General features: G+C 59.3%; 10 protein-coding genes. 6 read left to right on the forward strand and 4 right to left on the reverse strand.

The genetic code is table 11. The features are described 5' to 3' along the window. Positions 1-168: 168 nt before the first annotated feature. The 3 genes from G5367_RS01715 (at position 169) to G5367_RS01725 (ending at position 6293) form a co-directional block, all read left to right on the forward strand. The gene (locus G5367_RS01715; protein ID WP_421243658.1) at positions 169-1782 is read left to right on the forward strand and encodes a response regulator; all 1614 of its coding nucleotides are present in this window, start codon (positions 169-171) and stop codon (positions 1780-1782) included. A gap of 363 nt (positions 1783-2145) precedes the next feature. Further along, positions 2146-4944, forward strand: coding sequence for an HD domain-containing phosphohydrolase (locus tag G5367_RS01720; RefSeq protein ID WP_421243659.1), 2799 nt, complete (start codon positions 2146-2148; stop codon positions 4942-4944). Positions 4945-5246: 302 nt separating this feature from the next. After that, positions 5247-6293: a diguanylate cyclase domain-containing protein gene (locus G5367_RS01725; protein WP_421293798.1), complete on the forward strand. Its 1047-nt coding sequence runs from the start codon at positions 5247-5249 to the stop codon at positions 6291-6293. A 44-nt stretch (positions 6294-6337) separates the two neighbouring features. Here the strand turns inward: G5367_RS01725 and G5367_RS01730 are convergent, their stop codons facing one another. Genes G5367_RS01730 through G5367_RS01745 form a run of 4 tightly spaced genes read right to left on the reverse strand, consistent with a single transcriptional unit; the run spans position 6338 to position 11468 of the window. Further along, positions 6338-7474 (reverse strand): glycosyltransferase family 4 protein, encoded by a 1137-nt coding sequence (locus tag G5367_RS01730; RefSeq protein WP_421243661.1) that lies wholly within the window; start codon positions 7472-7474, stop codon positions 6338-6340. A 12-nt stretch (positions 7475-7486) separates the two neighbouring features. Then, positions 7487-8758, reverse strand: coding sequence for a glycosyltransferase family 4 protein (locus G5367_RS01735; protein ID WP_421243662.1), 1272 nt, complete (start codon positions 8756-8758; stop codon positions 7487-7489). Next, positions 8755-10161, reverse strand: coding sequence for an O-antigen ligase family protein (locus G5367_RS01740; RefSeq protein ID WP_421243663.1), 1407 nt, complete (start codon positions 10159-10161; stop codon positions 8755-8757). Before G5367_RS01740 ends, G5367_RS01735 begins: the two co-directional genes overlap by 4 nt. After that, entirely contained in the window at positions 10149-11468 is a 1320-nt protein-coding gene (locus tag G5367_RS01745; protein WP_421243664.1) for a lipopolysaccharide biosynthesis protein, read from the reverse strand. Before G5367_RS01745 ends, G5367_RS01740 begins: the two co-directional genes overlap by 13 nt. Positions 11469-11767: 299 nt before the next feature. Here G5367_RS01745 and G5367_RS01750 point away from each other — a divergent pair, with 299 nt between their 5' ends. From G5367_RS01750 to G5367_RS01760, 3 genes are read left to right on the forward strand one after another with little or no spacing between them, the layout of a single operon-like run. Then, positions 11768-12523 carry an acyltransferase gene (locus G5367_RS01750; protein WP_421243665.1) on the forward strand — a complete coding sequence of 252 codons (756 nt, stop codon included), beginning with the start codon at positions 11768-11770 and terminating at the stop codon, positions 12521-12523. Further along, positions 12520-13719: a glycosyltransferase gene (locus tag G5367_RS01755; RefSeq protein WP_159166230.1), complete on the forward strand. Its 1200-nt coding sequence runs from the start codon at positions 12520-12522 to the stop codon at positions 13717-13719. The genes G5367_RS01750 and G5367_RS01755 overlap by 4 nt, the downstream gene beginning before the upstream one ends. Further along, complete coding sequence (locus G5367_RS01760) at positions 13716-16256, forward strand: hypothetical protein (RefSeq protein ID WP_421293799.1); 2541 nt, start codon at positions 13716-13718, stop codon at positions 16254-16256. The genes G5367_RS01755 and G5367_RS01760 overlap by 4 nt, the downstream gene beginning before the upstream one ends. Positions 16257-16259: the final 3 nt, after the last annotated feature.

Below are 16259 nucleotides of genomic sequence, written 5' to 3' on the forward strand. Positions count from 1 at the left end.
CCCACTGTCGCTGTGACATCAGATCAGATTGAGCCGTTAATCCAGTTGAAGATATGTGCCTCTGTATGGATTTAGATCTCCAGCACAAGATAACCGCAGTATCGGTTGACCAAGGTCATGCACTCTATATTATCATGCTCAAAATGAGCTGGCAGGATACAGCGACAGATGGGTACATCAGATAGCCATATGGACATAGCAAAAATCATTGCCGGGCCCACGCTGGTACTGGAAAAAGATAATGTGCATAGTGATGCGCTCTGCCAGCAGTTACGTGCCATTGGCATAAGCCAGATTACGGTGGTGGAGAGTGTAGAGGCGCTGGAACGTTGCATATCTGACGGGCCCGTTGCCATGATAATCTGCAATATCGATATCGACTCGGCGAATCTGCTCACACTGCTGAAAAATATCCGCAGCACAGCCCCTTATCACACACTGCCTTTTTTGACCCTGACCTCAGGGACCGATCGCTCACGGATCGAACAATTTGTTCAGGCGAAAGTCTCTGACATTATTTTGACCCCGCTCAAACCCGATATACTTAAAAACAGGATCGCTCGGCTGCTGTTGACAATTAGTCAATCGCAACTCCAGCTATCTCAATTCGATTTTGGTCGTTTGCACCGTTTTTCCAACAGCGATCTGATCGCCAGCAATCAGGACAGTCCCACTATTCTGGTGGTTGACGATGTTCCAGATAATTTGATGCTGATCACCTCGGTATTTCGCAAAGAGTTTCATCTCAAGCTAGTCAAGGATGGCGAAAAGGCGATCAATATCTGCCAGTCGGATAATCCACCCGACCTGGTGCTGCTGGATATCATGATGCCCAAGCTGAACGGATTCGATGTCGCCAGAATTTTGCGTGAACACCCCCATTCAGAACACATTCCCATCGTCTTTATGACGGCACTGGATGATATCTATTCCCGTAAACGGGCGATGAAACTGGGGGCAGTCGATTTTATCACCAAGCCGATCGACATCGAGATGCTGCGTTTCCGTATTGCCAATCTGATGCGGCTGGTGCATGCCAGAAAAGACCTGCAAAAAGAGTTCGATCAGATGCTGGAGCTCAACAGGCTCAAAGAGAGCCTCGAGTTCAATATCCGCTATGAAATCCGGGAGCCCCTGCTCAATGCGGTGCATCTGTTGGAAGAGCTGGCGGCCGATCCATCGCTCAACATGATCCAGAAGACACAGCTCTCCATTACCAGAAAATCAGTGGGCGATGCGCTGGAATTGACCCGTCTGGCCACCGAGATCTATCAGATTGAAACCGGTGCCTTTGTTTTGAAAGCGGGAAAAGTCCAGCTCTTTGAGATATTCAACCGGCTCTCGGTACAATTCAAAAATCTCTATGCCGAGAAAAAGCTCGATATCAAGCTGACCAAACCCAAAAATTATCTCTATGACGAGCTGTTCATCGCCGGTGACGAATTTCTCTGTTATTCCGCATTTCAAATATTGATACGGCTCGCTTGTGAACATGCAGTGCCCTCCTCCTGCGTGGAGATTGTCTGTCTGAAAAAACCAGACAGCATTATCTTGAATATTGATAGCTCTAGCATGCTGGATATCAGCTGTGTCTCATCTCTGTTCGATCAACTCTCCTCCTCAGATAATAAAGAAATGCACAGTCGCAATGGTTATCATGGAAAAATCATGCTGGAAGCTAATGGCGCTACCGTTACTGCATCGCTTGACGAAGAATCCCATCTGCTTAATATCTCAGCAATTTTCCCGCAAAAAGAGGATTTCAATCCATATCCAGAATGAACCGGATCAAGGTCCCCGTGTTCAGCCGTGACACCGCCGTAAATTATTTTCTGCTTATGTGATGGGTGAGTAACACACGATGGGTTTTCTCCGTCCTTTCCATTGATCTTCATCTTGTGGTGTAACACAACGGGGTAATCTTCATGTATGCAGCAGGCAGGATGAACACAATAATACTGTCCATGATCCCGTTGGGTTGTCTGTTCTATGGCTCATTTCATGACCCCATTTACCTGAGGAGATAACATGAATCTTTTTCGCCGTGTTATCCCCTTGTATGTCCATATTGCACATCTTTTCTTAGGTTTGTTGCTGGTGTTTGCCCTGATCACTCTCGGCCACCAATACCGACAGACAAAAATCATGCTGATGAAGGAAGCCGAAGATAGATTCAGCCTGATCGGCCAACTGACGATTCAAGAGCTGGAGGGGCTATTTCGACCTGCGGCACTGAGCACCAATATGCTCGCCCAGCAACGCTTGATCGAGGCAACAACATTAGCTGCTCGCATGGCTAACCTTCCTTACATGGCAACCTTGCTAAAAGGACAGCGCTCAGCCAATGGGGTTTATGCCGGGTACCACAACGGCGATATGTTCTGGCTTATGCGCTGGCCTGCCGATGCAGAGGTGCAACGCCTGACCCCTCCAGCCAATACCCACTGGATATTGAAAAGCGTTCGGCACCAAGAGACAGCGACCCTCACGGACATCTTCGCGCTGACCGACAATCTCACCATCATCGAACACAAACAGGTATCAGGGCAGCTCTTTGATGCCAGAACGCGCCCATGGTTTATTCAAGCCAAACAGGCTGGACGACTGGTGCAAACGCCACCTTATATCTCGATCGATACTCAGGAGATAAACCTGAGCTTTGCCAAACCGATGCAGAACGGGGCTGGCGTCGTCGGGGTAGACCTGAGTCTGAGATCCATCGAACGCTTGCTCAAATCTGCCATGATCACCCCAAATATGCGGCAGGCCATCGTCAATGAGATGGGGGAATTGGTTACCAGTCATAAAGGCGGCATGATCATTCACGGTGAGAACGGGGCATATCGGCTAGCTAAGGTCGCTGAGGCAGAGCTCCCCATGCTGCAACATCTGATAGATGCCAGCCAACACCAGAACATAGATAAACTGACGTTTCACTCGGAAGGGCACGATTGGCAAGGAATGCGCATTGATCTGCCGGATGCGGATGAATCACGGCTATCACTCTGGATTGCGGCACCTGTCGATGAATTACTGGCTACCGCCATCACCATTCGCAACCAGACCTTCCTATTGTCGGGGATATTTCTGATTCTTGCCCTTTTCGCAGCAATAATGCTTGCCAGAACCGCCGCCAAGCCTCTTGATGCCCTGACGCAAGAGGCAGGAAAAATTGCCAGCTTCGACTTCCATGACCCTGTCCGGGTCAACACATATATTGCCGAAATCATCGATCTATCCCAGGCCATGGGTAACATGAAATCGACGATCCAGCACTTTTTGCAGCTTTCCACGTCACTCTCAAGCGAGACCAGCTTCCCCCGCTTGCTTGTACGGCTACTCAGCGAAATGCAGCAACTCACCGGTGCAACAGGCTGCATGCTCTACCTCTCCGATAACGGCAACAAGACGCTGGATCTGGCTGGGTTGTGCTGGAATGGTGAGGTACAGGAGCAAAAGCCAACCCACAGTATCGGGTCCCTCAATCAACCCAAACATCCACTGTTCCAGAGCTTGCAAGGAGTTGAACTGGAACCCGTCGCGTTGGTCACCAGCGAATTGCAGATCCTTTTTCCATACATCGAGGAAAGTGACACACCATTGACTTTCTGGCCGATAGCCCTGAAAAACCGCGATGGCCAACTGCTCGGCACCCTGGTGTTTTTGATCGATGAACAGCAGAAATCCCTGACCCCGCAGCGGATGTCCTTTGTCAAAGCCCTCTCCTCCACCGCCGCCGTAGCGCTCACCACCCAGCGACTGCTAGAGGAGCAGCGCAATCTGCTGGAAGCCTTTATCCAGCTCATCGCAGGGGCCATCGATGCCAAGAGCCCCTATACCGGTGGCCACTGTCAGCGAGTCCCCGAACTGACCAAGATGCTGGCAGAAGCGGCATGTGAGGCCAAGGAGGGCCCCTTCCAACACTTTTCGCTCGATGAAAAACAGTGGGAAGCAATACATATCGCGGCTTGGCTGCACGATTGCGGCAAAGTCACCACTCCGGAGTTTGTGGTCGACAAGGCCACCAAGCTGGAAACCCTGTGCGATCGCATTCACGAGGTCAGGATGCGCTTTGAAGTGCTGAAACGGGATGCCGAGATTGCCTACTGGCAGGCACGTCTCCATGGGGGTGATGAGGCCACGTTACAGGCCACGCTGCAACAGCAGTGGCAACAGCTGGATGAGGAGTTTGCCTTTATCGCCCGTTGCAACGAAGGGGGCGAATTTATGGCCACAGAGGATATTGCAAGGCTGCAGCAGATCGCGGGCCGCACCTGGCAGCGCACGCTCTCCGATCGGATTGGGATCTCTCAGGATGAACTGGCGCGCAAACAGCGGGCCGCGGAGTCACCGCTGCCGGTCACCGAACCCTTGTTGGCCGATCGCCCGGATCACCTCTTCACCCGCAGCAACCGCGACCGCCTTGCCCCTGACAACCCTTGGGGATTTCAGGTCAACACCCCTGAATACCTCTATAACCGCGGCGAGCTCTACAACCTCGCCATCCGCCGGGGCACCCTCACAGATGAGGAGCGCTACAAGATCAACGAGCACATGATCCAGACCATCATCATGCTCGAAAAACTCCCCTTCCCCGCCAACCTGAAACAGGTGCCGGAAATCGCAGGGGGACACCATGAGAAGATGGATGGCACTGGTTATCCCAAGCGGCTGAAACGGGACGAGATGAGCATCCCTGCCCGGATGATGTCCATCGCCGATATCTTCGAGGCGCTGACCGCCGGCGATCGCCCCTACAAGAAAGCCAAATCTCTTTCGGAGGCCATCCGCATCATGGGATTCATGCAACAGGATCACCATATCGACCCCGAGCTGTTTGCGCTCTTTCTCCGCTCTGGCGTCTACCTGCGCTATGCCAAGCGTTACATGAGCCCGGAGCTCATTGACGAGGTGGATATCAGCCCCTATCTCGCCAGCCATTGATCGCCGCGAGGCACTCTGGGTTACCTGATGCCTGCAATCTGGGGATCTGCATGCAGACCCGCCGTCTTGTCACCGGTGGTCACCCCGATGCGCAATAGAGATGGGGAGGATATGCACCGGACAGCCATGCTAATCCTCTCCATGGCACCTTGTTCTGACTGACCTTACGGACACTTGCCAATAACGGTAATCGAACAAAAAAACGATAAAAATCAAGATAGATAGCCAATTAAAACGACATAATTGACTATAGTTCAATCGAACGTTTTAAAAACGTGACCACTTCACATGGGCCCAGCGCAATGACCACTGAACGGGAACCGTTGATCCGCTCACTGTTTGATGAGTACATCGAGCTGTATTCATCACGGGATGATCGGCTCACCACGCGGTTTAGCGACAATTTCAGCGGTTTTGCCGGCAGCAGTGATGTTCTGGTTACCGATAAAGATGAGTGGATCCGGATAACCCGCCGCGATTTTGCCCAGATCCCGGGCAGGATCCGCCTGGAAATACTCGATGTAACCCTGCAAGATCTGGCCGCTGATGTGGTGGCTGTCACCGCCTTCTTCCATATCCATCTACCGAAATCAGAACCTATCCTCTCCCGCAGAACCGCCAGGTTGGTGCTGATTTTTCGACACGAAGCCATGGCGTGGAAAATTGCTCACAGCAGTATCTCCCTCCCTTACAGTGCTGCTCGGGAAAGCGAAATTTACCCGATGACCAGTCTGGAGGAGCGCCAACATGAGCTGGAGCTCATTATCGAGCTCAGAACCAAGGAGCTGGCGGAAGCGAACCGGAAACTGGAAGCGCTCAGCAATACCGACGGGCTCACCAATATCGGCAACCGTCGTCTGTTCGACAACTCATTGAACCAGGCCTGGGAACACTGTATTCAGACAGAGATGCCGATTGCGCTCATCATACTCGACATCGATCATTTCAAGCAGTTCAACGATCTCTATGGCCACGTTGCCGGTGACGAGTGCCTTCGATTGCTGGCCCATACCCTGGCGCAATCCGGGCGCCGCTCGGGGGAGTTGGTGGCTCGCTACGGCGGAGAAGAATTTGTCATCCTGCTGCCACATGTCGAGCGTCAATCCGCCTATGAAATTGCCCAACATATCCAGCGACTGATTTTTGCACTGGCGCAGCCACACGCACAAAATGCCACCGGTCTGGTGACCGTTAGCATGGGTGTTGCCTGCCTCAGACCATCGAGTCACTGGCAGCCATCTGAACTGGTCAAACTGGCTGATTCTGCGCTCTACACCGCCAAATCATCCGGCCGTAACTGCATCAGAGTGGCGGAGTCACCCAGCCTCCCGCAACCAGTCTGCCCATAAGTCCCTCATACGCCCCCATCCTCCTCACGGGAAACCACTGCGCGCTAACCATGCACGGCAAGGCTCAACGCATCCCATCGCAACATACCTTCCCACTGATCCAGTGTGCTTTGATAGGTATCTGCCGCGTTGTAATGGACCATGGCATGCAGACGGGCATGATGGCCAAGTCGCTTGACCACGTCGGGCATCGCATTGAGGCTGGCCAGCACCCGCGCCAGATCGCCGGGATCGTTTGGCTGATATTTGCGGCAATTCACGTCATCGATGAGGTGTCGATCCCACCAGGCGCCATCGGCCGGGATCACTACGCATAATCCCGCCGCCATAGCCTCCAGAATGGAGAGGCCAAACGGTTCCTGATGACTGGTGGAGACAAAAATGCCGCATTGAGATCGGATCTCGTCAAGATTGGCGGGGTTGGCATACCAGTGCGTGTCTGGCAGCTGTGGCTGAGGCTGGCTGCAGGGCTGCAGCGTGCCCTTGGGTTGCAAATAGCACACCATCAGCTCGGGGCGAGCATCAGGGATCATCTGATGGGCGGCCAGCATGGTATCCAGCCCCTTCCAGCGCAGCAACGAGGCCGCCCACAAAATACGAGGCCCCCCCAGGGTCGCTTTGGGCCAATCAATCTCACTCAAACCGTTGGTAAATGGCTGCCAGTGTGACGGGAACTCGGTCTCGCCAAGCCGGGCCAGCAATGCCGCCAGGGAGCTGCGCGTTGATTCGAGATAAAACACAAAATTCGCCCGTTGCAAGGCCCTGGCAGAGAGCCCCGAGCACCCCACAGGGCCATGGATCAGCTGAACCACCCGGCACCGCAACCAGCGGGCCGCCCAGTAACAGCAGAGATCCACCCCCGGCCCTGACGCCGCCACCAGGCACTTCACCTCCCCCAAACGCAACACCAGCCAGAGGATGAGCAGGGTCTGCCACCCCTGTTTGAGCAGATAACCGATGCCGGACTCCCGCCCCTTCAATATGTGGGGCAGCCAAAGGGGATGATGCTGACAACGGGACCAGGAGTCGGGATCCTGGGTCAACACATGGCATGTGAGCCCGGGCATCCGTTTGGCCAACTCATCGAGCAGCACTTCGGTCGCAACCTTGGAGCCACCGCGAAACGGGATGGGATCCACAACGATGATCTTTCCAAACACCGGCTCAGTTTGCATGCTCATCTTGCTGCTCCCTTACTCTGGCACCTTGCGGCGGCCAAACCCCAGCTGCACTTTTTGCGCCACCTTGGCCATCCCACTTGCCAGCATATTGCGCCCTCTGGCAAGGAGTCGTTGCCCCGCCCAGTGAATGAGTGGTCGGAAGGGTGTGGGGGCCGTGGCGTGCCAACGACCAGCCAACGCGGCGTCCCACACCGCCGTGACCCCGTCGACATAGCGCGCCACCGTGAACAACTGTGCGGCACGCAGCTGAGCGGCCCGCCCCATTTCACATCGGCGCTGCGGATTGCTCAATTGCCGCCAGTGATCAGCCATCTCGGCCCAATCCCCCGGGGTTGCCAACAAGCCGGTCACCCCCTCCTTCACTACTTCGGGGATGCCGCCCACCCGATAAGCACTGACCGGGAGCCCCAACATGCCCGCCTCCGCCAACGTCAGACCAAACACCTCCTCACGGGCGCCGGAGACCAGCAGATCCACCCCGCCCCGCAAGATAGCCGCGCTGTCTGGTCGCTCGCCGAGAAAGTGGACACGCTCGGCCACCCCGAGCTCGACAGCCAACGCCATCAATGCTTCCCGCTCCGGGCCGCTGCCAATGATCAGCAACTGAGCCTCCTCCCCCGATGCCATCAGGGCAGCCAGCGAGCGGATCAGCAGATCAATCCCCTTGCGTTTGATCAGGGAGCCGACGGTGGTGATGATCATATCCCCCGGGGGCAAGCCCAGCATACCGACGACCGGCCAGTGAGCACCGCCATTCAGGCGAGCGGCATCCACCCCGTTAGATACCCGGATCAACCGATCGGCCGCGCAGCCATCCTGGCGCCAACCGGTCAACACCGGCTCGCTCACCCCGATCAGCACGCTTGCCTGATGGACCCGCAGGCTGAACCTGTCTCTTGGCTGGTAACGGGCATGGAGGTGGCACACCAGCGGTACCTGCAACGCCCGACAGACCCCCGCCAGCCACTGACAAGGGGCCGCGCTGTTGGCGTGCACCAGCCCGATCTGCCGTTCGGTGATGAGCTCTCTGGCTCGCCGGGAGAGGCGCCGATGGGCCGCAAGATCAAAACGGGGCGCCTGCCATCCCAGCAGCAGGCTGAACGGCTCGACCATGGTTTCTACCCCGAGGGTGGCCACCTCTGCCGCCAGCGTCGGGCTATTGCACCAGAGCAACGGCGTAAAGCGGCTGCGATCGAGGTGGGCCAGCAGATCCAGCAGGCAGCGTTCGCTGCCGCGGATCCAGTCCTCTCCGTAGTGAACCAGCAAAACAGGGGTTGCGTTCATCCTCTTGCTCCCTTGGGTGGCAATGCCGGCAACCGGGTTGCCTCCTGATGCTCCTCAGCAGTGGCCTTCACCTCTGTGGCCGCCTGTTGCACGTACTTGATGGCGGCGACGGCCAGCGCCAACTCCAGATAGATGGGCCAGGTAAACCCCTGGGTCAGGAAGGACCCCGAAATCACAAACCCCACCATGCTGGCCATCACCCCCTGCATCGCCGTGATCACTGCAGGAGGCATGCCAGCAAGCTGGCAACGCCAGCAACTGCGCAGGGTCACCGTCACCATGCCGATAAACAGCGCCAACCCGACAAAGCCGGTTTCAGCCAGTACCCCGAACCAGGTGGAGTGCACCGCATGATTCAGTCCATCCCAGTGGGGGCTGTAGAAGAAGTAGTTGTAATAGAAATTGGACAAGCCCACCCCCACCAGCGGATGGCCCAGCGCCATGCCCCAGGCCGCTTGCCAGGCGTAGATCCGCCCCATAGCCGAGGCATCGACCCCGCTCTCGGCGGCGCCGCCAGATGCCCGATCGCTGATCCCTGCGGCGGCAAACAGCACCACCAGCGCGACCATCCCCAGCGAGATCAACAGGGTTTTCGACTTCACCCGCTGCCAGGCAAACAGGCCACCAACGGCGCAGATACCCAGCAACCCCCCCCGGCTCTGGGTGGCGATAATGGCGGCGGCGGTCAGCGCAAAGCCGAGCCCCCCCAACAAACGCCCCCCCACCCCATTGCCCTGATTGAGCAGCAAGCTCAGCGAAAAGCCGGCAGGAAAGAGCAGCACCAGTGCCAGATCGTTGGGATCACCCAGCACAGAGCCCAGCTCGCGCCCTATGGTCACCCGGGTCCCCTCCACCAACCCAATTCCGCTCGCCTTGTTGTAGAGGGCCACCAGCGCCACCAGACAGCCCGCCACCACAAAGGTGCGCACCGCCAGCGCAAAATCCCCCGGGGTGCGCACCAGCCAGGCGGTGGCCAGGGTCATCAGATAGATCTTGCTGTAGCTGCCGGTCCAGGTGGCGATGGCCTCGCCCCGGTTACTGGCAAACAGCACACCGATGGAGACCATCACAAAGAAGGCCGTCAGCCAGCTCAGGGCAGGACTCCAGTAGGGCTTTATCCGGCCGGTCAGCAAAATGTGCCAGACCAGCGCGCCGATGGCGGCCAGCGAGAAGAGCAGCGGGATCTTGAGGGGATAGAGCTGGGGGAACACCTCATGCAGCCGAAAGAAGGAGAAGGTGACAAACCCCAGCACCATCAAGAAGGGCCAGCGCAGGGCAAACCAGATGGCGGGAATGGCAAGGCCGAGCACCGGCAACAGCAAGGGATGGGGCAGCCGCCACCAGAGCAGAGCCAGCACCAGACAGATGGTGCTTGCCCAGATGGCTGGCGTTAGACGAGCCATGATCCTGCCCACCATTGGCCGAGCCAGACCATCGCCAGCGCCCCGAGCGAACTGGCCCAGAGTGCCGAGAGGCGATACGGCAGCGGCAACAACCGCTGGCTCACCAGATAAAAGGCCAGCGCCCGTACCAGATAGACCAGCAGCAGAGTCCAGATCACCCCGGCAACCCCGAAGGGGGGGATGGCGAGCAGAAAGCCTGCGACCCCAAGAGCGCTGCAGCCCAGATTGATCACCATCTGGGCATTGCTCTTCTCGCCGCTAAAGCAGCCGACATTGAGCAAGTCCGAAACATTGCGCACCGCCATACCCAGCACCAGCAGCGGAATGTAGGCGATCGCCCCGTGATAGCTCTCCGGGGTCAGCCAGCGAATGAGCAAGGGGGCGGTGAGCCCGACAATCCCCGCGGTGACAAACCCCAACACCGACCCCATCACGCTGTAGTGGGCATTGAGCCGCAGTCCATCCGGCTCGCGCAACAGCATGAAACGGCGGGGATACCACCAGAGGGCAAAGGGTTGCAGCAACAACCCCACCGCCAGCGCCAGCTTGCCCGCCACCGCGTAGTAGGCAAGCAGCGCCTCCCCCACCACATCGGCCAGCAACCAGCGATCCAGTCCGCTCAGGGCAAAACCTGCCAGCCCGCTCACCACCAGGGGCAATCCATAGCGCAGCAGCGGCCGATAGTGCTGCCAGTCAAAGCGGATCCCGCTATCTCGCCACTGCCAGAGGCTCAGCAGCAGCGCCAGTGCAACGCAGGTCAGGGTGCCGGAGGCCAGCACCCCGCTCACGCCCCAACCGAGCCAGAGCCACCAGCCGGTCAGCACCGACTGGATCACCGCCTTGCCTGCGGTCGCCACGAAAAAGAGCTGCGCCTGATTGCGCATCCGCAGCCATGCCAGCGGCACGCCGATCACCCCTTCAAACGGCAGGGCGCAGAGCACCCAGCGCACATCCGCAAGACGGGTTTCCACCGGTAGCCAGGCTTGCACCACAGGCGCCAGCAGCCAGAGCAGCACCAGACTGGCCAAGGCGATCAGCCAGACCAGCCCAAACATGCGGGCCACCACCTGCTGGCGCTCCTGCTCATCTTTCGCCAGTCCGGCAAAGCGGTAGAGGGCATCCACCAGCCCGAAGCCAAGGATCAGGGAGCCCAGATTGATGAGGGTCAACAGCACCTCCAGCTGGCCGTATTCACGAGGCAGCAGCTGATGGGTCAGCACCGGCAGCATCAGCAGGGAGATCCCTTTCATCAGGAGCAAGCCACCGGCGTAATAGAGCATGGCAATCTGGTTCACACCAAGTTTCATAGGGCCTCCCAGCCACCCGAAGCATCTTGCTCCGGGTCAGCTACCGCTAATGCAAAGCCCACGCCACTCACTCCCGCCCAGATACGATAGCTTCTCTGCGCGGCTTAACCGGCCTGAACAAGCCCAGAATGAGACTGGCATTTGCGTTTTGCACAACGCTGGCTGCAAATTGCACCGACCAGCGCAATCTGCCCCTCCTCTTAGCCCCATTTGGCCCGTTCTAACAGGGGTCGTCCTGTTGGCCCGATCCCTGCTTTCTGCTTAGCGAGCAACGGACTGCACCAGAGGGAGAGGTCGCCATGAACACCATCAACCTGCACAGGATGAAAAGCTGGGCCAAACAGGGGGATACGCCACTGGCACGCCGGGTATGGCGACTGGCCAAAAGTGCCCGCCACTGGTCATGCCCAGTGATCCCTCCCCTGCATCGGCTGCTTTATCAGCTCTATTTGCTGATCAGCAACGCGCTGGCGACCCTGACCCGCACCCTCTGGTGGACCCCCTTGTTTCAATCTCGCCTCACGGCCCCCGCCCCACGCCTCTACCTCTATGGCGGCATCCCCTATATCAGCGGTCCGGTCACCATCGAGATCGGCGCCGACTGCCGCCTCAGCGCCGCCATGACCATCAGCGGCCGGGCATCGAGCCAGACGCCAAAGCTGGTGATTGGCCGCAATGTCGGCATTGGCTGGCAGACCACCCTGGCGGTGGGCAGCAAGATCGTGCTGGGGGATAACGTCAGAATTGCAGGGCGTGCCTTTCTGGCGGGCTACCCGGGGCACCCGGTCAACGCCCGCGATCGCGCCCTTGGCAAACCGGATCGCGATGAACAGGTGGGGGCCATTGTGCTGGAGCAGGATGTCTGGCTTGGCACAGGGGTGATGGTGATGGCTGGCGTCACCATAGGCGCCGGCACCATTGTCGCCGCAGGCAGCGTCGTCACCCGGGATCTGCCCGCAGGTGTGCTGGCAGCGGGTGTACCGGCCACAGTACTGCGCCCGTTGCTGCCACAGGATCACAGCGACCCCGCACACGCTTCGGAGACCTTTGCATGAAACCACACTCACTGCCGCAACTGGTGGTGCTGGGCGAGGATTGGGGCCAGCACCCCTCCAGCACCCAGCATCTGATCAAGCGTCTGTTGCCCGATTATCAGGTGCTCTGGGTCAACTCCATCGGCATGCGCTGCCCCCGCTTTACCCTTCATGATCTCACCCGCATCGTCCGCAAACTGGGGGCGGTGCTGCGCGGCGCGCGCCATGCTGGCGGCCAGTCGGTTGCGCCATCCGAAGCCAGCAGCCCCCGGGTTCTGCCGCCGCTCGCCTTGCCGCTGCCGGGCAGTCGGCTGGCGGGCAAGATCAATGGCCACTGGCTGGCGGCGCAGATCCGGCGTCAGCTGCCCGAGCTGGATCGCCCCTTGCTCTGGATCTCCCTGCCCAGCGCCGTCGATCTGATTGGCAAGCTCGAAGAGCGGGCGGTGATCTACTACTGCGGCGATGACTTCTCGGCGCTGGCAGGGGTGGATCATCAGGCCATTGCCCACTGCGAGGCCCGACTGGTGGAAAAAGCCGATCTCATTCTGGCCGCCAGCCCCGCGCTGGCCAGCCGGTTTCCGCCCCATAAAACCCGGCTCCTCAGCCACGGCGTGGATCTCGAGCTGTTTATGCCCCCCAGAGAGCGCCCGGCGGATCTCCCCTCCGGCCGTCCCATTGCCGGATTTTACGGCAGCCTGAGCGACTGGATTGATATCCCCCTGCTGGCAGAGACGGCTGCCGCCCTGCCCCACTGGGATCTGGTGCTGATTGGCCCGGTCCAGACCGATATCTCCCCCCTCAAGGGGCTCCCCAATATCCATCTGCTGGGGCCCCGTCCCCATCACTCGCTGGCGGCCTATGCCCAGCACTGGCAGGTGAGTCTGCTGCCCTTTGTCGACAACGCCCAGATCCGTGCCTGCAATCCGTTGAAATTGCGTGAATATCTGGCCGCAGGGCGACCCATCGTCAGCACCGATTTTCCGGCCCTCGATGGCTATCGGGATCAGATCCAGCTCCCCCACGATGGGGAGAGCCTGGCCCAGGCCATCAACCGGGCCGCCTTTGATCAATCCAATCCAGGATGGTTTCAGGAGAGTGGCTGGGAGGGGCTCACCCGCAGCGAAGGGCGCCACACTCGCCAACAACAGGTGGCCCTGCAAAGCTGGGATCACAAGGCTGCCGAGCTGAACAACTGGTTGAAGGGGCTAGCCGGATGAGCAAAAGGCTCTGGCTGGTTATCCTGCTCTGCGCCAATGCAGCGATGGGCGCTACCCGGCTGGAGGGGCAGACCCCGCTGCCCCTGACAGGTAACCAGACCCCCCAGCGGCTCGATCTGAGCACCCACAACTGGCCAATAGGCAGCGATGATGAACTGGTGATCGAGGGCCATAACCCCAGCGCCCGCCCGCAAACCCTGATCCTGCGTATCGACGATGAGGCCTCGGTCAACTACCGCAGCCGGGTCAATCTGGAGCGGATTGTCGCCCCCGGCCCCTTCACCCAGCGCTTTGCCTTGAGTGAGTGGCGCACCAGCCAGCCCAGAGCGCTGGCGCTGGACAAACTCACCAAGCTCTATCTCTTTATGGCCGATAACGCCCCCTCAATGACCATTCACCGCTGGTACTGGGAGCCCGGTCTGACTCTGCCTGCGGGCACCATTGCGCTGGATCTGGGGGCGGCGGCTGCGCCCCGCTTTACCGGCTTTGAGCCCCTGAGCCCGGGGGATCCCCGGCTGATTGGCCACCCCACCGCCATCTTGCGCCCCTCCGGCGATGCCCTGGTGCGCGATGGGCTGCGCAATCTGGATGGCGTACGGTTGGAGGTCGCCAAGGGGCGCTACCAGCTCACCCTCTGGCTCGATGACCCCGGCGAGTGGGAGTATCTGCCCCACCCCTTCGAGCGCAGCGTTCTGGTCAATGGCGAGCCCATCTGGGCCGAGCAGTGGCAACCGCAGGAGTGGCTAACGCAGCGCTATCTGGCGGGACAATCCCGCGAGGCACTGCCAAACCCGGATCCCTGGCAGCTGTTTGGGGCACGACAGGGCGGCCCGGTTCATGTCACCCTGAACCACCCAGGCGGCCCGCTCACTATCACACTGGTAGGTCACTCACCGGATGCCAAGTACCTGGCGGGACTGCTGCTTGCCCCCTATCCGGCCCCCACCAGCAAAGAGGCTCTCCCGAATAGTGGGAAAGATCACGCTGTATTGGCCGACGCTACCGCCATCGTGCTGACCAAGCAGCGCCAGCTGTTTTTGGAGAAGTGGACTCTGGCCCCCTATTCCCCAACCCCAGCCCCTGCTTCGCAGCAACTGAGCCTCACGCCGATTACAGATGCCGCCCCAACCCTGCAGATCGCCCCGCTATCTGCGGCCGATGCGTTGCAGCAGGCTTCACAACCGGTGCTGGCGGCCCGTGGCAGCCAGCTGTTGCTGGAGTTTGCCATACACGCCGCCACCGACGATCCGGCCCCCTTGCTGGTGATCCAGCCCCCCGAACAGGCAGGATCACCGCTGGCGCTGATCCCCTATTACGGCAAGTGGCATCTGGTTCGCCCGCAGGCGAGCGGCACCCTGTTGGCCCCCTCGGATCAGGAGCTGGTCGAGGGGATCGCCGGGCTCACCCTACTGGCAGGGGTGCCACGGCGTCTGGTGCTGCAGATCACCGTCCCTCGCGATGCGCCTGCCGGTCACTATCTCGGCAATATTCAGCTGCTCAGCCAACAGCAACTGGTGCAGCTGCCACTGACTATCGAGGTGCTGCCGTTGACCCTGCCCGCGGCCAGCAAGCCGGTCGGCATCTATGTCGAAGCGCCCCCCTATCTGAACTGGCTAAGCCCAAACCCCGAGGCGCTAAAAGAGCAGATCGCCACGGCCAGTCGCTGCGATCTGGAGCGGCTCGCCAAGCTGGGGATCAGCGGCCTCTCGCCCGCCCTGCCACAAGATGAAGCAGGGATGCGGGAGATCATGGGAGAAGCGGCCGGGCTCGGCTTTGTGCCCCCCCTGCTGGCCTATACCCCGCTCAAACGCTGGGGGGGCGACCCTGCCAGCCAGCTTGATCAGTGGCAAGCGCGGCAACAGGGGCTGACCGCCAGCGGCTTGCCCCCGCTGGCATGGAGCCTGTTTGATGAGCCGGATCTTGCCACTCTGCCCGCCATTACCAGCCTGGCGCGGGAGATGAAACGGCGGGATCCGGCGGTGCTCCGCGCAGGTCACTTCAATCATCCGGGTCAGGCTGGTCTGCTGGCAGAGGTGGAGATTGCCTTGATCAACGCAGGCTTTGGCGCCGACAAGGCCGATGTGGCGCGGGTACGCCAGCACAAGGTCACCCCCTGGTTTTACAATCTGGGCACCCCGAGAGCCGCCGGGTTCTATCTGTGGCAAAGCGGCGCCGAAGGCTATTTGCAGTGGCATGGCCGCATGCCCACCGCCCTGCCCTATGACCCCACCGACGGGCGGGAGAGCGACTTTATGCTGCTCGGCCCACAAGCCTGCGAGGCGCACCGCCTCTCTCACGATCTGCTGCTGTTGCAGCAAGCCATCGAAGATCTGCGCTGGCTCGCCTGGCTGGAGCAGGAGGCCCGCTATCAGGTGGAAGCCGCCCTGCTGCTGGAGCGTCTGCGCGATCAGCTGCCGACCCGCTGGCAGGTGGCAGAGCAACTGCCCTCTGCCGCCTGGATCCAGTGGCGCCGCGAGATTGAACAACTGGCCAAGGGATTGAAAACATTGCAAACTGGTGCCAACTCATCCTCCTGAAGT

Origin of the sequence: Aeromonas sp. 604282 (assembly GCF_049170575.1) — a bacterium.
Classification (GTDB): domain Bacteria; phylum Pseudomonadota; class Gammaproteobacteria; order Enterobacterales; family Aeromonadaceae; genus Aeromonas; species Aeromonas veronii_A.